16 protein-coding genes are annotated in these 17,698 nt (G+C 62.7%); 14 read left to right on the top strand and 2 right to left on the bottom strand.

The window, feature by feature from the left end; all coding sequences use genetic code 11:
• Nucleotides 1-11: 11 nt before the first annotated feature.
• The 14 genes from METH_RS05625 to METH_RS05560 all read left to right on the top strand — a co-directional run bounded on the left by METH_RS05625 (nt 12) and on the right by METH_RS05560 (nt 14,740).
• Nucleotides 12-905: a 5-bromo-4-chloroindolyl phosphate hydrolysis family protein gene (locus tag METH_RS05625; RefSeq protein WP_024089456.1), complete on the top strand. Its 894-nt coding sequence runs from the start codon at nt 12-14 to the stop codon at nt 903-905.
• A gap of 18 nt (nt 906-923) precedes the next feature.
• Nucleotides 924-2,114 carry a toxic anion resistance protein gene (locus METH_RS05620; RefSeq protein WP_024089455.1) on the top strand — a complete coding sequence of 397 codons (1,191 nt, stop codon included), beginning with the start codon at nt 924-926 and terminating at the stop codon, nt 2,112-2,114.
• A 5-nt stretch (nt 2,115-2,119) separates the two neighbouring features.
• Nucleotides 2,120-3,061 (top strand): DUF2927 domain-containing protein, encoded by a 942-nt coding sequence (locus METH_RS05615; protein ID WP_024089454.1) that lies wholly within the window; start codon nt 2,120-2,122, stop codon nt 3,059-3,061.
• Between the two features lie 36 nt (nt 3,062-3,097).
• A complete protein-coding gene (locus METH_RS05610; RefSeq protein ID WP_024089453.1) occupies nt 3,098-4,276 on the top strand; it encodes an SPFH domain-containing protein in 1,179 nt (392 codons plus the stop codon).
• Nucleotides 4,277-4,346: 70 nt separating this feature from the next.
• Complete coding sequence (locus METH_RS05605) at nt 4,347-5,468, top strand: TFIIB-type zinc ribbon-containing protein (RefSeq protein WP_044008343.1); 1,122 nt, start codon at nt 4,347-4,349, stop codon at nt 5,466-5,468.
• Between the two features lie 85 nt (nt 5,469-5,553).
• Entirely contained in the window at nt 5,554-6,000 is a 447-nt protein-coding gene (gene dtd / locus METH_RS05600) for a D-aminoacyl-tRNA deacylase (RefSeq protein ID WP_024089451.1), read from the top strand.
• Nucleotides 6,001-6,447: 447 nt separating this feature from the next.
• Nucleotides 6,448-8,031: an ABC transporter substrate-binding protein gene (locus METH_RS05595; protein ID WP_024089450.1), complete on the top strand. Its 1,584-nt coding sequence runs from the start codon at nt 6,448-6,450 to the stop codon at nt 8,029-8,031.
• Nucleotides 8,032-8,988 (top strand): ABC transporter permease, encoded by a 957-nt coding sequence (locus tag METH_RS05590; protein WP_024089449.1) that lies wholly within the window; start codon nt 8,032-8,034, stop codon nt 8,986-8,988. It abuts the gene before it with no gap.
• Complete coding sequence (locus METH_RS05585; RefSeq protein WP_024089448.1) at nt 8,985-9,800, top strand: ABC transporter permease; 816 nt, start codon at nt 8,985-8,987, stop codon at nt 9,798-9,800. The genes METH_RS05590 and METH_RS05585 overlap by 4 nt, the downstream gene beginning before the upstream one ends.
• Entirely contained in the window at nt 9,797-11,434 is a 1,638-nt protein-coding gene (locus METH_RS05580; protein WP_024089447.1) for an ABC transporter ATP-binding protein, read from the top strand. Before METH_RS05585 ends, METH_RS05580 begins: the two co-directional genes overlap by 4 nt.
• A gap of 222 nt (nt 11,435-11,656) precedes the next feature.
• Nucleotides 11,657-12,298, top strand: a complete 642-nt coding sequence (locus METH_RS05575) for a DUF1326 domain-containing protein (RefSeq protein WP_024089446.1) — start codon at nt 11,657-11,659, stop codon at nt 12,296-12,298.
• A 6-nt stretch (nt 12,299-12,304) separates the two neighbouring features.
• Nucleotides 12,305-13,129, top strand: a complete 825-nt coding sequence (locus tag METH_RS05570) for a DUF2182 domain-containing protein (protein WP_044008342.1) — start codon at nt 12,305-12,307, stop codon at nt 13,127-13,129.
• 148 nt (nt 13,130-13,277) lie between these two features.
• Nucleotides 13,278-14,114, top strand: coding sequence for an alkaline phosphatase family protein (locus tag METH_RS05565; RefSeq protein ID WP_024089444.1), 837 nt, complete (start codon nt 13,278-13,280; stop codon nt 14,112-14,114).
• A gap of 50 nt (nt 14,115-14,164) precedes the next feature.
• Nucleotides 14,165-14,740, top strand: a complete 576-nt coding sequence (locus tag METH_RS05560; protein WP_245602954.1) for a DUF4453 domain-containing protein — start codon at nt 14,165-14,167, stop codon at nt 14,738-14,740.
• Here METH_RS05560 and METH_RS05555 read toward each other — a convergent pair.
• Both METH_RS05555 and METH_RS05550 read right to left on the bottom strand, forming a co-directional pair.
• On the bottom strand, nt 14,737-15,672 hold the full coding sequence (locus METH_RS05555; protein WP_024089442.1) for an alpha/beta hydrolase: 936 nt from the start codon (nt 15,670-15,672) through the stop codon (nt 14,737-14,739). The genes METH_RS05560 and METH_RS05555 overlap by 4 nt on opposite strands.
• A gap of 117 nt (nt 15,673-15,789) precedes the next feature.
• Nucleotides 15,790-17,682, bottom strand: a complete 1,893-nt coding sequence (locus METH_RS05550; protein WP_024089441.1) for an acyl-CoA synthetase — start codon at nt 17,680-17,682, stop codon at nt 15,790-15,792.
• Nucleotides 17,683-17,698 lie beyond the last annotated feature (16 nt).

The following is a 17,698-nucleotide window of genomic DNA, read 5'->3' as shown; positions in this document are numbered from 1 at the left end:
GGGCTGATCCTATGGCACAGCGTTACGGCGGCAAATACAGTCCCGACGGCAAATCCGCGCAGCCGCCCGCCAAACCCGCGCAATCCTTTCGCAATGCGCAAGTAGATCCTGTTGGCATGCGCGCCAACCTGATGTTTCTGCCGCCTGCGATCCTGACGCTTTTGTCACTGAATGACGGGGCAACAGGGCTGGCGCTGGGGTTGGTTGGCGCAGGCCTGTGGACCGGCGGGGCCTTCCTGCTGCGCGAAGGGCTGAAGGCCGAGGCGGCCTTTGCCGCCCGCAAGGTGGCCCGCAAACCCGCCCTGCCCCGCAAGATCCTGGCGGCCTTGCTGGCAGGCACCGGCGCAGCACTGGCCGCGTGGAAAGCTGAACCCGGCCTCCTGACCGCTGCCATCTATGGCACCGCAACGGTTGGGTTGCACCTTACTGCATTCGGGATCGACCCGCTGCAGGACAAAGGCGCCGAGGGCGTCGATGAATTCCAGCAATCCCGTGTCGCCCGCGCGGTGGACGAGGCGGAAGCGAACCTTGCTGCGATGCAGGACGCCGCCCTGCGGGCGCAGGACCGCAAGGTGGAGGCCCGGGTGGAGCAGTTCCAGGCGGTGGCCCGCGACCTGTTCCGCACGGTCGAGGAAGATCCGCGCGACCTGACTGCCGCGCGCAAGTATCTGACCGTGTATTTACAGGGCGCCCGCGATGCGACGGTGAAATTCGCCGAGATCTATGCCCGCAGCCGGGACGCCCAGGCCCTCAGCGATTACTTGGCTCTGCTGGATGATCTGGAACAGAATTTTGCCGCGCGCACCCGCAAAATGCTGGTGGCGGACCGCGCGGATCTGACCATTGAAATTGATGTGCTGCGCGACCGTTTGCAGCGTGAAGGGGTCCATCTGGACCAAAACTGATTAGCGAGGAAGCCGTTCATGTCCGAAGCCGTGCAACAGAAAGCCGTCCAAACCGAGGCCCTGGTCAACGAGGTCACGGCAATCGAACTGCCCGAGCCCGCCGCAGACATCCAGCCGCTGGAACAGGCCGACGCGGCCACCAGCGAGGCGATCCGGGTGCGGATGGATCAGATCGACATGGGCGACACCAATTCGATCATCCATTTCGGCTCTGCCGCCCAAAGCGAGCTGCAGACGATCAGCCAGGCGATGCTGGCCGATGTGCGCAACAAGGACGTCGGGCCTGCGGGCGACAGCTTGCGCAATATCGTGACCACTATCCGCGGCTTTTCGGTTTCCGAACTGGACATCCGCCGCAAGCCGACGTTCTGGGAACGCCTGCTGGGCAAGGCAGCCCCCTTTGCCAAATTCACTGCGCGGTATGAAACCGTGCAGGACCAGATCGACAAGGTCACCGATGACCTGCTGGGGCATGAGCACACCCTGCTGAAGGACATAAAGTCGCTCGATATGCTGTATGAAAAAACGCTGAGCTTTTATGACGAGCTGGCACTTTACATCGCGGCGGGCGAGGCCAAGCTGGCGGAGCTGGACGGGACGGCGATCCCGGCGAAAGAAGCCGAAGTGCAGGCCGCGCCGGAAGGTGATCAGGTGATGAAGGCGCAGGAGCTGCGCGACCTGCGCGCCGCCCGCGACGACCTGGAACGCCGGGTGCATGATCTGAAGCTCACCCGCCAGGTCACTATGCAGTCGCTGCCTTCGATCCGGCTGGTGCAGGAAAACGACAAGTCGCTGGTGACCAAGATCAACTCGACCCTGGTGAACACCGTGCCGCTGTGGGAGACCCAGCTGGCCCAGGCGCTGACCATCCAGCGTTCGGCCCAAGCAGCGGAGGCCGTGCGTGATGCCAATGACCTGACCAACGAATTGCTGACCTCCAACGCCGCCAATCTGCGCCAGTCGAACGAAATGATCCGGCAAGAGATGGAACGCGGTGTCTTTGACATCGAAGCGGTCAAACAGGCCAATGCCGACTTGATCGGCACCATTCAGGACAGCCTGCGGATTGCTGACGAGGGCAAGGCCAAACGCGCCGCAGCCGAGGCCGAATTGCAGAAGATGGAAGCCGAGCTGCGCGATACGCTGGCCGCTGCCAAGTCGCGCCGCGACGGGGTTGGCGACAACGCCGGCACCGCTGTGCCGGGCTGAGCGGAGTGGCAGGCGTGCAGGCAACGAAAGCCGTCTGGAAAAGCGCAGCAGCCCTGGCCGGGCTTGCCGCCGTGTCCGCCTGCCTGCCCTTTGCCCAGCCGGAATCGCTGGTGCCGCGGGCCCGCCCTGCTGTGCCGGTGCCGGCGGTCTACAAACCTTCTGCCGACAGCGCGCAGCTGGCCTATTACTATAATGCCTTGCAGCGCGACCTGCTGACCCGCGGGCTGCTGCGCACCGATGGCGGCGGCCCGGACACGCCCTATGATGCCGAGGATCTGGCGGAAAGTTTCGAGGCGCTGGCGTTTTACGATGAATACGGCGGATCCGGAATCTCCGGCGGCTTGGGCCGCTGGGCCGGGCCGGTGCGGATCGCCGCTGAATTCGGCCCGTCGGTGCCCGCGGACCAGCGAACAGCGGACAGGGAAACGGTTACCGCTTATGCCGCCCGGCTGGCCCGGATCACCAGCCACCCGGTCAACACTGTGGCCTCCCGGGCAAATTTCCACGTGATCTTTGCCAGCCTTGATGACAGCGCCTTTGTTGCTGAACGGGTGCGCGAACTGCTGCCCGCGATCAGCGCCAGGGACCTGTCGCTGCTGGCCGCCCCGCCCCGCAGTTTTTACTGTCTTGTGGTTGCCGGCGGCCCGCAAAGCAATCCGCTGTCCTACACCCGCGGGGTGGCGCTGATCCGCGCCGAACATCCCGATCTGGTGCGCAAGAGCTGCGTGCATGAGGAAGTGGCGCAAGGGCTGGGCCTCAGGAACGACAGCCCGCGGGCGCGGCCCTCGATCTTCAATGACGATGACGAATTTGCGCTGCTGACCAGCTTTGACGAAAAACTGCTGCAGATGCTGTATGATCCAAGATTGAAAACAGGGATGGGCGCCGCAGACGCCCGCCCGGTGATCCGCATTCTCGCCCGCGAGGCGATGGGCCAGGAACTGTAGGCCTGAAAATAAAGCCATGTGAAGAGGACCTGACAGATGGGTATTTTCGATTTTCTCAAAGGCGAATTCATTGATGTCATTCATTGGGTGGATGACACCCATGACACCATGGTCTGGCGGTTCGAGCGCGAGGGCCACGCGATCAAATACGGCGCCAAGCTGACGGTGCGCGAGGGCCAGGCAGCGGTGTTCGTGCATGAGGGCCAGCTGGCGGATGTGTTCACCCCAGGTCTCTACATGCTGGAGACCAACAACATGCCGGTGATGACCACGCTGCAGCACTGGGACCATGGCTTTCAGTCGCCGTTCAAGTCTGAGATCTATTTCGTCGACACCACCCGTTTCAGCGATCTGAAGTGGGGCACCAAGAACCCGATCATCTGCCGCGACCCCGAATTCGGCCCGGTGCGGCTGCGGGCCTTTGGCAGCTATACCATCAAGGTCGCCGACCCGGCCCGGTTCCTGACCGAGATCGTCGGCACCGATGGTGAATTCACCATGGACGAGATCTCCTTCCAGATCCGCAACATCATCGTCCAGGAGTTTTCCCGCGTGGTGGCGGGCAGCGGCATTCCGGTGCTGGACATGGCGGCCAACACGGCGGATCTGGGCAAGCTGGTGGCGGCGGAGATCTCTGGCACGCTGGCGGACTATGGCCTGATGATCCCGGAGCTGTACATCGAGAACATCTCGCTGCCGCCCGCAGTGGAAGAGGCGATGGACAAGCGCACCCAGATGGGCGTTCTGGGCGATCTGGGGCGTTACACGCAATTCTCGGCAGCCGAAGCGATGACCGCTGCGGCGCAAACCCCGAACAGCGGCATGGGCGCCGGCATGGGGATGGGCATGGGAATGGCGATGGCGCAGCAAATGGGGAACATGGCAGCGGGTCAGTCCGCAGGCCCCTGGGGCGCCCGCCCCGCCCCCGCTGCAGCCGCACCGTCCGCCCCTGCCGCAGCCCCGCAGGCCGCCCCCGTGGCCCCGCCGCCGCCGCCGGTCGAGCATGTCTGGCACATTGCCGTGGACGGGCAGACCTCCGGCCCGTTTTCCAAGGCGCGGATGGGACGGATGGCTCAGGAGGGCACGCTGTCGCGGGACACCCATGTCTGGACCCCGGGCCAGGATGGCTGGAAACGGGCCGGCGACGTGAACGAGGTGGCGCAACTGTTCACCGTCCTGCCGCCGCCTCCCCCGCCGCCGCCGCCAGCTGGCTGAGCTGCCAGGCCGCTGCGTCTGCTTCTTACCTTGACCAACTTTGCTACGACAGGTTCCTCTCCCCGTGACGATGCCCCCGCCGCCGCCCGCCGACCGCGCGCCGTCTGCCCTTGAGGGCAGCCACCGTTTCCCCTGCCCCAACTGCGGGGCGGATTACCGGTTTGATCCGGACGCCGGCGCGCTGATCTGCGATCATTGCGGTCAGCGGGAAGACGTGCGCGGCGGGCCCTGGGCAGGCTCCGCCCTGCAGGAGCAGGATTTCCGCGCCGCACTGGCGGAACAGCTGCCAGACGCGGAGATGGAGGTAACCCGCGTCTCCGCCTGTCCGAATTGCGCGGCGCAGGTGGAATTTGATCCGGATACCCACGCCAGGGAATGCCCATTCTGCGCCACCCCCGTGGTCACCGGCACCGGCAGCAACCGCCACATCAAACCCAAGGGCGTGCTGCCCTTTGCAATGACCGAGCGCGCTGCGCATAAGGCAATGACCGACTGGCTGGGCGGGCTGTGGTTCGCACCGGGCGGCCTGAGGGAATATGCCCGCAAGGGGCGGCGGATGCAGGGGATCTATGTGCCTTACTGGACCTATGACGCCCAGACCCGCAGCCGCTATTCCGGTCAGCGCGGCACGGTTTATTACGTGACCGAAACCTACCGGCAGGATGGCAAGACCAGAACCCGGCAGGTGCCCAAGGTGCGCTGGACAGCGGTTTCAGGCCGGGTGCAGCGGTTCTTTGACGATGTGCTGGTTCTGGCCTCCAAAGGCCTGCCCAAACGCTATACCGAAGCGCTGGAGCCCTGGGACCTGTCACAGCTTGAACCTTACCAGCCGCAGTATCTGGCGGGTTTCCGGGCCGAAGCCTATACCGTGGATCTGGAAACCGGCTTTGCAGAAGCGGGCCAGAGGATGGACCGGGCGATTGAACGCGATGTGCGCTTTGACATCGGCGGCGACCGGCAGCGGATCGGCGGTATCGACACTCAGGTGTCGGATGTCACGTTCAAACACATCCTTCTGCCGGTCTGGCTGGCGGCCTATAAATACCGCGGCAAGACGTATCGGTTTGTCATCAACGGGCAATCCGGGCGGGTGCAGGGCGAACGGCCCTACTCTGCAGTCAAGATAGCGGCTGCAGCGCTGGCTGCGGCCATCGTGATTGCCGCCATCGCCTATTTCGCCGGGCAGCAGTAAGCCCTGCCAGGCCTTTCGCACCAGCCGCGCGGCGTTGCAGGCGTTCATGGTCTGGCGCGGACAATACTTAGCAAGGACATAACAGATGCGGGCATTGATACAGCGGGTCAGCGAGGCCTCGGTCACCGTTGAGGGCAAGGTCACCGGAGAAATCGGAGCAGGGCTGCTGATCCTGATCTGCGCGATGCACGGCGACACCGAAGCCCAGGCGGACCAGCTGGCGGTCAAAATCTCCAAGCTCCGGATCTTCAAGGATGAAGCCGGCAAGATGAACCGTTCAGTGCTGGAGACCGGCGGCAGTGTGCTGGTGGTCAGCCAATTCACCCTGGCCGCCGACACCCGCCGCGGCAACCGGCCCGGGTTTTCCACCGCCGCCGCCCCTGCCGAGGGCGAACGGCTGTATGAGTATTTTGCCAGGCAACTGTCGCGGCTAGGTTTGGGAACTGCAAAAGGACAGTTCGGCGCCGACATGAAGGTCCGGCTTCTGAATGACGGCCCCGTCACGGTCTGGATGGACACAGAGCAGGTCTGATCCAGCATCAAAAGCCTGCCATCCGGTGTGCCGAAAACCCGCATCAGTGGTTGCCCCGCAAAGCCCCGCTTTACGCTGCAGAAACAGGCCAGGGTTTGGCCTTTTGCGGCGCGGAAGACGTTTTCAGACCTCAAAGCATCGATTCTTCCCGAATTCAAACCGGACTGATTGCCCGATCGTGGCAGATTCGAAAAAATTCCGGCCTTCCGGAGCACAAAAATTTCTTGTCGCATTCCAGATGTTTTTTTGATTTACACTCGGTATCACTCACAAAAACGGCACCTTACCCGAAAAAGGCGACGCCCGCTCCACCAGCCTCACAAGTGCGCATTCCCCCCCGCCAAGGGTTTCGCGAATAACGCTTGCGAGGTTGCAGCAAATGCGCAAATCTTGAACCATCAATCAAAAAACAGGTGCCGCAGCACCGCAATCAATCGGGAGAAATCGATGAATAGACATATGCAGTATCTCGCCAGCCAGGCTGTGGCGGGCAAACTGTCGCGCCGCGACTTCCTTGGCAAGGCCGCCGCTCTGGGCTTCACCGCTGTTTCTGCCAACCTGCTGCTGTCCGGTGCTGCCAAGGCGGCCGGACCGCAAAAGGGCGGCACCATCCGTTTGGGCCTGCAGGGCGGCTCCACCACCGACAGCATGGATCCGGCCCTGGTCACCAACACCGTTGGCCTGATGGTCACCCGCCTGTGGGGGGAGACGCTGGTCGAACTGGCTGACGATGGCGGCATCGAAAACAAGCTGGCTGAAAGCTATGAGGCTTCGGCGGATGCCAAGACCTGGACCTTCAAGATGCGCCCGGGCGTCACCTATTCCAACGGCCAGGATGTCACCGCCGAAGACGTGGTCAAGACCATGGAACGCCACAGCGGCGAGGACACCAAGTCCGGCGCCCTGGGGATCATGCGCGGCATCAAGGACGTGCGCGCCGATGGCGACAGCGTCGTCTTCGAACTGGACAGCCCGAATGCCGACCTTCCCTATCTGCTGGCAGACTACCACCTGATCATTCAGCCGGGCGGCGGCAATGACGATCCCGCGGCAGCCATCGGCACCGGCCCCTACATCATGAAGTCCGCCGATATGGGCGTGCGCTTTGTGGCTGAAAAGAACCCGAACTACTGGGGAGATCTGGGCAATGCGGAAACCGTTGAAATCATTGTCATCAATGATGACACCGCCCGTGTAGCCGCGCTGCAGTCCGGCCAGGTGGATGTGATCGACCGGGTGCCGCCGCGCACCGCAAAACTGGTGGACCGTGCGCCGAACATCTCCGTGCACTCGACCTCTGCGGCCGGCCATTACGTGTTCATCATGCACTGCAACACCGCGCCGTTCGACAACAACGACGTCCGCATGGCGCTGAAATACGGCATCAACCGCCAGGAAATGGTCGACAAGATCCTGAACGGCTATGGCACGGTGGGCAACGACACGCCGATCAATGCCTCCTACCCGATGTATACCGCGCTGGAGCAGCGCGCGTATGACCCGGACAAGGCGATGCACCACCTGAAAAAGGCGGGCTATGACGGTGAAATCCTCCTGCGCACCTCGGACAATTCCTTCCCGGGCGCCCCGGATGCTGCCGCGCTGTTCCAGCAGTCGCTTTCCAGCGCGGGCATCAAACTGGACGTGAAGCGCGAGCCGAACGACGGCTACTGGTCGGAAGTCTGGAACAACAAGCCGTTCTGCACCAGCTACTGGGGCGGCCGTCCGACCCAGGACCAGATGTTCACCACCGCCTATCTGTCGACCGCGGACTGGAACGACACCCGTTTCAACAACGAGCAATTCGACCAGATGCTGGTTGCCGCCCGCGGCGAACTGGACGTCGCCAAGCGGACGCAGATGTATGCCGACATGTCGACCATCCTGCGCGACGAAGGCGGTCTGATCTGTCCGATGTTCAACGACTTTGTCGAAGCGACCACCGATAAGGTGGACGGCTGGGTCGAAGGTGTGCCCGGTCAGGTTCTGATGAACGGCTATGCCGCCAGCAAGCTGTGGGTCAAAGCCTAAATGTCGCCTGTTTTCAAACTCTTGGCTCAGCGCATCGCGCTGAGCCTCCTCCTTCTTCTGCTCATCTCAGTAGTGATCTTTGCCGGCACGATGGTGCTGCCCGGCGATGTCGCCCAATCGATTCTGGGCCAATCGGCAACTCCCGAAGCGCTTGCCAACCTGAGAGCTGAGCTTGGTGTCAACGATCCGCCCGTGCAGCGCTATTTTGCCTGGCTGTTCGGTGCCATCCAGGGCGACCTGGGCACCGCGCTCACCAGCGGCCAGGATATTTCCGAGGCCCTTGCGAGCCGCTTCTGGAATACCCTGTTCCTTGCCTTCTGGGCGGCCGTGGTTGCGGTGCCCCTGGCCATTTTTCTGGGCCTGCTCGCCGTCCGCTTCAAGGACCGCTGGCCCGACAAGCTGATCTCCGGCGTCACTCTCGCCTCGATCTCCATTCCCGAATTCCTGATCGGCTATGTGCTGATGTATCTCATCGCGGTGAAGCTGCGGTGGTTCCCGTCGGTGGCGATGATCAACGACTCGATGAGCCTGTTCGAAAAGCTCAACGCCATCGCCCTGCCGATCGCCGTGCTGACCCTGGTGGTGCTGGCGCACATGATGCGGATGACTCGTGCGGCGATCCTCAACGTGATGCAGTCGGCCTATATCGAAACTGCCGAGCTGAAGGGGCTCAACGCCTTTCAGGTGATCTACCGGCATGCGTTCCCGAACGCGGTTGCCCCTATCGTTAATGTGGTGATGCTGAACCTTGCCTATCTGGTGGTCGGCGTCGTGGTGATCGAGGTGGTATTCGTCTACCCCGGCATGGGCCAGTATCTGGTCGACCATGTATCCAAGCGTGACGTCCCTGTGGTGCAGGCCTGCGGCCTGATCTTCGCCGCCGTCTATATCGGTCTCAATATGATTGCCGATATCGTTGCAATCCTGAGCAACCCGCGTCTGAGGCATCCGAAATGAAGAATATCCCCGTTTCCGCACTCATCGGGCTGTTCTTCACGGCCCTTTATTTCCTCGGCGCGATTCTTGCGCCGCTGCTGGCCCCTTACGGGGTGGGCGAAGTGGTCGGCGATGTCTGGGAACCCGCCAGCGCGGAGTTTCTGCTGGGCACCGACAACATCGGCCGCGATCTGCTGACCCGGATGATCTACGGCGGCCAGACCACAATCTTCATTGCCACCGCGGCAACCGTGCTGTCCTTTACCACCGGGTCCATTCTGGGCTTTATCGCCGCCGAGGCCGGCGGCTGGCTGGACCAGGCGATGTCGCGGTTTGTCGATCTGCTCATGTCGATCCCGACACTGATCTTTGCGCTGGTTGTGCTCTCGGTCATGCCAGTGACCATTCCCACCCTGATCGTGGTGATGGGCCTGCTGGACTCGACCCGGGTCTACCGGCTGGCCCGGGCGGTCGCGGTCGATATCGAAGTGATGGACTACGTCGAAGCAGCCCGGCTGCGCGGCGAGAAGACCTCGTGGATCATCTTCCGCGAAATCCTGCCCAATGCGCTGTCGCCGCTGGTCGCCGAGATGGGCCTGCGGTTCATCTTTGCGGTGCTGTTCGTCTCCACCCTGTCTTTCCTTGGCCTTGGTGTTCAGCCGCCGGCGGCTGACTGGGGCGGCATCGTGAAGGAAAACAAGGACGGCATTGTCTATGGCATTCCCGCGGCCCTGATCCCGGCCTTTGCCATCGCCACCCTGGCGATCTCGGTCAACCTGGTGGCTGACTGGGTGCTGAACCGGACAACCTCACTGAAAGGAGGCCGCGGATGAGCGATCCTCTGTTGAAAGTCCGCGACCTGAAGATCGGCGCGACCATCTATCCGCCGGGGGAAAAGCCCAAGGATATTGAGATCGTGCACGGGGTCAGCTTTGATCTCGCGCCCGGCAAGGTTCTGGGGCTGATCGGCGAATCCGGTGCCGGCAAATCCACCATCGGTCTTTCGGCCATGGCCTATGGCCGCGGCGGCGTGCGGATCACCGGCGGCGAGGTCTGGGTCAACGGGCGCGATATCCTGAAAACCGGCCTCCGCGATGTACGAAAACTGCGCGGCGGCGAAGTGACCTATGTGTCGCAATCGGCGGCGGCCTCTTTCAACCCGGCCAAAAAGATCATGGACCAGGTGGTCGAGGCGGCGGTGGAGCAAAAGAAGTTCTCCCGCAAGGAGGCCGAGGAGCGGGCACGTACCCTGTTCGCCAAACTGGGCCTGCCGGATCCGGACAACATCGGCGAGCGGTTCCCGCATCAGGTGTCAGGCGGCCAGCTGCAGCGCTGCATGACCGCGCTGGCGCTGTGCCCGGAGCCGGATCTGGTGGTGTTCGACGAGCCCACCACGGCGCTCGATGTGACCACCCAGATCGACGTGCTGATGGCGATCAAAGAAGCAATCCGCGACACCGGCGTTGCCGCGCTCTACATCACCCACGACCTGGCGGTTGTGGCGCAGGTGAGCGACGACATCATGGTGCTGAAGATGGGCAACACCGTGGAATACGGCAGTGTCGATCAGATCATCAACAACCCGCAGGAGGAGTACACCCAGGCGCTGGTCTCGGTCCGCTCCATCGAGCATGAGGAAAAGGCCCCGACGCCTGATCCAGTGCTCAGCGTGCGCAACATCACCGCGCGCTACAAGGGCACCCGCTTCGACGTGCTGCACAATGTGAATGTTGACCTCTATCCCGGCCAGACGCTGGCGGTGGTGGGCGAGTCCGGATCCGGAAAGTCCACCCTGGCCCGCGTCATCACCGGGCTTCTGCCGCCGCGCGAAGGCGAGATCGAATTTGCAGGGCGCACGCTGTCGGCAGACCTCAAGGGGCGCACCCGCGAGGACCTGCGCGAGTTGCAGATGATCTACCAGATGGCAGATGTCGCGATGAACCCGCGCCAGACCGTCGGCACCATAATCGGCCGGCCGCTGGAGTTCTACTTCGGGATGCGTGGCGCCGAGAAGAAGAAGCGGATCATCGAACTGCTGGACGAGATCGAGCTGGGCGAGAAGTTCATGGACCGCTATCCGGCAGAGCTGTCCGGCGGCCAGAAGCAGCGTGTCTGCATTGCCCGCTCGCTGGCTGCCAAGCCGAAGATGATCATCTGCGACGAGGTCACCTCGGCGCTGGACCCGCTGGTGGCAGACGGTATCCTGAAGCTGCTGCTGGATTTGCAGAAGATCGAAGATGTCGCTTATCTGTTCATCACCCACGATCTGGCAACCGTGCGCGCCATCTCTGACAACATCGCAGTGATGTACCAGGGCAAGGTTCAGCGCTACGGCGGCAAGTCCAAAGTGCTGAGCCCGCCGTTTGACGATTACACCGACCTGCTGCTGAGTTCCGTCCCCGAGATGAAGCTGGGCTGGCTGGAAGAGGTGATCGCCAACCGTAAAATGGAAAGCGCCGGCAACTGATCCGGCGGCCGATTGCGACGCGATGCGCCCCTGCCCGATTCCGGGCGGGGGCATTTTCTTTTTTTGCCCCTCGTGATTTTGTGGTAAATTGCCGCCACCGGAGCGAATGCGGCGGGTCCAGCCGCTAACAAGATCCAGACATTGAGCGCGGCCGTTTCCTGTGCAGGCCACCCCGTTTCCGACGGGCGGTTTTTTTGTTAACGATTTCCGGGAGGAACTGCCATGAAAGACTGGGCCATTCACGGTTTGGGAATTTCCAACTGCAACTGCGTTCCCGGCTGCCCCTGCCAGTTTTCGCAATTGCCCAGCGACGGCACCTGCGAGGCGATGCTGACTTTCCGCATCGACAAGGGCCATCACGGCGAGGTGTCTCTGGACGGGTTGACGGCTGCGGTGCTCTACAAGTGGCCGGGCGCCGTTCATGAAGGCAACGGCGAGATGCAGATGATCATCGACGAAGGCGCCTCCGCCGGGCAGCGCGCGGCGCTGGAAGCGATCATGCGCGGCGAGGACACCCAGGAATTTGCCACCATGTTCCATGTCTTCAGCACCATGAGCCCGACCAAGCACGAGACCCTGACCGCCCCGGTCTCCATCGATTTCGATGCGGAGAAGATGACCGGCTCGGCCAAGGCTGGCGATATCGCCGAAACCACGGTCAAGCCGATCGCCAATATCGTATCGGGAGAACCCCATTCCGTCAGCATCAAGCTGCCCAACGGGTTCGAGTACGCCGAGGCCCACGTTGCCAGCGGCAGCACCGTCACCCATCAGGGGGCAATCCGGCTGGAAAAAAACAGCGATACCCACACCCATGTGGCCGAACTGCATCTGACCGGCGACGGCGTCCAGCGAGCGGCCTGACCCGCCGTGGGCCGGCAGCAGCAGTTTCAGGGGCCGGCCGAACGCCTGGCCCGCCGCGATCAGGCGGTGGTGCTTGCTGCTGTCGGGGTGATCCTGCTGCTGAGCCTGCTTTACACCGTTTCCGGCGCAGGGATGGAGATGAGCGCGGTCGAGATGACCCGCATGGCCCGCCCCATCGGGGAGCCGATGCAGATGGGCGCGGTTGGCGCCTGGACCCCGGGTTACGCGGCGCTGATCTTTCTGATGTGGTGGATCATGATGATCGCCATGATGACTCCCAGCGCGGCGCCGGTTCTGCTGCTGTATACGGCCATCAAGAAAGCCGGCGCCCGGCCCGGCCAGGCACCGTTGCTGGGCCTCCTGTTCCTGTGCGGCTACCTGCTGGCCTGGGCCGTTTTTTCATTTGCTGCCACTGCCTTGCAATGGTGGCTGGAAACAGCGGGGCTGTCGGACGGCCCCATGATGTCGCTCAGCAGCCGCGCGCTTGGCGGCACGTTGCTGCTGGCGGCGGGCACCTATCAGTTTACCCCCTGCAAGCACGCCTGCCTGTTTCATTGCCGTATGCCGGTACAATTTCTGACCGCGCATAACCGCACAGGACTGGCCGGTGCTGTGCTGATGGGCGCCCATCACGGCGTTTTTTGCCTCGGCTGCTGCTGGGCATTGATGCTGCTGCTGTTTGCCGGCGGGGTCATGAACCTTTACTGGATTACCGGCCTTGCGCTGTATGTGCTGGCAGAAAAACATGCTCCCGACCCGCGCCTGTTTGCCTGTTCCACCGGCGGGCTTCTGGTGCTGGCCGGCTGCTATGTCCTTGCTACGGCATTCTGAGATCCGGCCGGCGCCTCCGCGGCAATGCAGCTGAACATCCACCTGTAATGCCGGTTTCTGACCATTCATTCGTTTTTTGAATGGCAAATCAAGAATCCGTCACGATGATACGGCACCGAGGCCCTTGCCATGCAAAAGGATTCGGCGAATGGACAACAAACTCCTGCTCATCATTCTGGATGGCGTGCCCTGGCGCAACTTCCGCCGCCTGTTCGGCAACCTCGAAGGCTGGGTGGACAGCGGCGATGCCCGGGTCTGGAAACTGCGCTCGGTGCTGCCGTCGATTTCGGCCAGCTGCTATGCCTCGATCCACACCGGCGTCGCGCCCGCCATCCATGGCTGCACTGGCAACGCCAATGTGTTCCGGCTGAAGGAAAAGGACGTGTTCTCCCAGGTGCGCGAAGCCGGCGGCGTCACCGGCGCCGTGGCACACAGCTACTGGTCGTCTTTCTTCAACCGTCATCCTTTCGACTACGTGCGCGACATCGAATATGACGAGCCGGAAAGCAAGACCATCACCCATGGCCGCTTTCATTCCATGACCGGCTACGGCAAGGACAACCAGATGACCCCGTCGGATATCGATCTGTTCGGCACGCTGACCAATCTCTGCCTGCGCTTTGGCCTGGACTACGGGATGCTGCACACCTGCACCCTGGACAGCATGGGCCACCGGTTCTTTCACGACTGCCACGAAATGGATCACGCCTGTTTCGTGATGGACGAAATGCTGGCCCCTTTCATCACCCGCTGGCGCGGCCTGGGGTATGAGGTGATTGTCACTGCCGACCACGGCCAGGACGAACGCGGCCATCACGGCGGCCGCAGCGCCCTGCAGCAGGAAACAGCACTCTATTACTTTGGCGAGGCCGAAGGCCCCGATCATGACGCAGTGGTCGACCAGCGCCAGCTGGCGCCCACTATCCTCAAGCGGCTGGGCGCGCCGGTAGCGGACAGCATGAAGGCAGAACCGTTCCTGAAATAACGCGGCTGCGGCGGCTTTGTGCTAGACTGCCGCTCAGCCGCCGTGTTCGAATGACAGGAATGATTGCCATGAAGTCCTTTGCTGCTGCGCTGTGCCTGCTGGCGTCCCCGGTTCTGGCCAGCGATGCCTGCCACGACCTTTGGTTCACCAGAAACGCTGTCATCGACCGTGCCGGGTACTGTTTCGGCTCGCCGCTGGGGCGGGCTGTGTTCAACAACGGCGATTGCATCGGCAAATCGGTCTCATTGCTGCCGCCTGCCGAGCGGATAGTGGCATTGGTCAAGGAGATGGAGGCGCGCTTTGGCTGCCGGGTGAACAACAAGCAGACCTATCTGGACCTGGACGATCTGTTCCTCAGGCACCAGCTGTGGGACCTTCCTGTGCGCGACGAATTTGAAAGCGCCTGCCTGGGCTGGCTGGGCCCGGTGACCGGCCTGCGGGCGGGGCACCGCCCGGAGGCCCCGCTGGTCGGGCAGATCGTTGCCGGGGACTATGTCAGCTACTCGCATATCCCGGTCGGCAGCTGGACCTATGTCACGACCTCCGGCCCGGACTGGCAAGCAACCAGCGGCGGCTGGCTGGATACATCCCTGGTTCAGGAGCAATGCCGCGAGGTTGCCGGCTAGGGCGCCTCGTGATCGTAGCTCCAGATCCCCTGCCCCAGCGCCTCGATCGCGACCGAGATCCGCTCAAAACTGTCCCGCGCCCGGCCCACGGTGTGGCGCGCGCGCAGGTATCCGTGGATCAGGCCCGGCTCGTTGATCCAATGCGCCTTGCCGCCGGCCTCCAGGATACGGTCGCGGTAATCGCGGGAGTCATCGCGCACCGGGTCGCAATCAGCCGTCACCAGCACTGTCGGCGGCAGGCCTGCAAAATCGCTGTCGGCAAGCGGTGTCAGCAGCGGATCATCTTGCGGTGCCGCGCCATCGGTTCGGATATCCATATAATACAGCACGTCCTCGCGGGTCAGCATCGGCGCCTGGGCGTGTTCAATATATGATCCCTGGTTCACATCGCCGCCAAAGACCCCATAGATCAGCACCTGTCCCAGAATTGCTTCCGTCCGGCCACGCGCATGATGGGCAACCGCGGCGCACAGGTTCGCACCGGCACTGTCACCCGCCAGGACAATACCGTTGCCGTAAACCGCCTCCACCCATTCCAAAGCTGTCCAGGCACCCTCGAAACCGGCCGGGTGCTTGTGTTCCGGCGCCAGGCGGTAATCCACGGCCACCACCCGGTAACCGGTCTGGGCGCAGATCTCGGCACAGACATCGTCGTGGCTGTCGAGCCCGCCGACCACAAATCCGCCGCCATGGCAGAACAGCACCGTGCGGGTCGGATCGCCTGCGGTGTAGACCCGGACCGGCACGCCATTGGCCGAGCTGTCGGTGACCGCCACAACATCCGGGCGCGGCGCCCGGAACTCGCGTGCCATGGAATCGTAAATCCGGCGCTGTTCCTCGATGGACATTTCCACGGCGTCATCAGGGTATAGCTCGCCGGTCTTCTGGATAAAGTCCCAGGTCTCCTCGTCGATCAGCCGTTCGTAATCCATCCGCGAGCCTCCCTGCGTGCCTGTTTTTCAGAGCCTAGGCAGAGATTCCCGCAAATGGAATGCCTGAATGAAAAAGCGCCCCTGAGGGCGCCCTTTATCTCACGCTGGCCGCCCGGTTCAGGCTGCCGCCGGCTCCCAGGGCCGGGTGAAACGGTCCAGAACACACGCGATTTCAGGCTCAGCACTGCCATTGGCCGCCACTTGGGCCACCAGACCCCGTTTCTTGTCGTCGGTCACGCTGACAACGCGCGCGGCCAGCCCGGCCTGTTCAAGCGCGCCGTTGTAAACGCGGGTGATCGCGTGTTTGCGCAGATCCGGCTTGAAGACTTTGCCCACGGCAGTCTTCGGCAGCTCCTTCAGCACTGTCAGATGCTTGGGGATCGCCGCGCGCTCATGCACGTGGATCTTGCAGTAGTCCAGAAGCTCCGCCTCGCTGACCGAGGCGCCTGCGACCAGTTCGACAAAGGCGCAAGGCAGCTCACCCGAATGGGCATCCGGCTGGCCGATAGCGCCGGCGAAAGCCACCGCTTCATGCCCCAGCAGCGCTTCTTCGATCTCAGCCGGGTCGATATTGTGGCCGCCCCGGATGATCAGATCTTTGGCACGGCCGGTGATCCACAGATAGCCATCCTCGTCAATCCGACCCAAGTCGCCAGTGCGCAGGTATTTGTCCTGATAGTAGAGGTCCACGTTTTTGTCGGTTTCGGTATAGGTGTTGCCGGGGTAGACGCCGGGGTTCGAGATGCAGATTTCCCCCACTTCATCGACACCGCACTCCAGCGGGCCGCCGGAGGTCTGCTTGACAATCCGCACATCGGTATAGGGGAGCGGGATCCCGACCGACCCAACCTTCTTCTCGCCGCCCGGAGGGTTGCAGGAAACCAGGCAGGTCGCCTCAGTCAACCCGTAACCTTCTACTATGGTCACGCCCGAAGCCGCTTCAAACCGCTTGAACAGCTCCATCGGCATGGGCGCCGAGCCGGAAAACGCAGTTTTCACCGAGGATATATCAGCGTCCACTTCGCGCTGCATCAGCGCCGAAACAGCGGTGGGCACGGTGATGATAAAGGTGATCTTCCAGCGTTCGATCAGCTTCCAAAAGTTGTCGAATACCCCCTCGCCCCGGTAGCCCTGCGGCGTCGGGAACACCACATGCGCCCCCGAGGATACGGCCGCCATCATGATCACATGCACCGCAAAGACGTGAAACAGCGGCAGCGGGCACATGATGTTGTCTTCTTCGGTGAAGAGCAGCGTGTGCCCCAGCCAGCCGTTATAGATCAAGCCCGAGTATTTGTGCTGCGCCACCTTGGGCATGCCGGTTGTGCCGCCGGTGTGGAAATAGCAGGCAACCCGGTCGCCGTTGCTGTCGGCGAAATTCAACGTGGCGGGCTGTTTCGCCATCTCTTTGGAGAAATTCAGGTAATCCGCATGGGCCGCCTTGGCCTGATTGTCCAGTTTGGGCCGGATCAGCGGCACGATCCAGGATTTCGGCGGCGTCAGATAGCGGTTCAGGTCCACTTCCAGCACCGTGTTCACCCCGGGCGCATGGCGCACCGCCTCGGCCACCTTCTGCGCCACATCAGTCTTGGGGAAGGGCCGCAGGGTCACCACCACCTTGGCCTTGGTCTCCCGCAGGATCGAGGCGATCTGTTCCGGCTCCAGCAGCGGGTTGATCGGGTTCACGATCCCGGCCACCGCGCCGCCCAGCATGGTCACCAGTGTTTCGTTGCAGTTGGGCAGCACATAGGCGACCACATCCTGCTCCCCGATCCCCAGCGCGCGGAACATGTTGGCCGCCTGGCTCACCTGAGCCTTCAGCCTGCTCCAGGTCAGAGTTTCCGCCTTATCCTGGGGGCCGGAAAAAATCTGATAGCTCACCGCCTTGCTGTTCGGGTATCTGCCCGCAGTCCGTGACAGCAGCCCGTACAGCGTGGCCGGCAGATCCCGCGCCTCATACGGCATTTCGTTCTGCAGCGCGTCGCGGTCCGCGACTCCGGAAAATCCCATTTATCTCCTCCCCGTT

The organism is Leisingera methylohalidivorans DSM 14336 (genome assembly GCF_000511355.1).
Lineage (GTDB): Bacteria > Pseudomonadota > Alphaproteobacteria > Rhodobacterales > Rhodobacteraceae > Leisingera > Leisingera methylohalidivorans.
The sequence above is the reverse complement of the archived record's forward strand: the minus strand, read 5'-3'. Positions and strand labels throughout refer to the sequence as shown.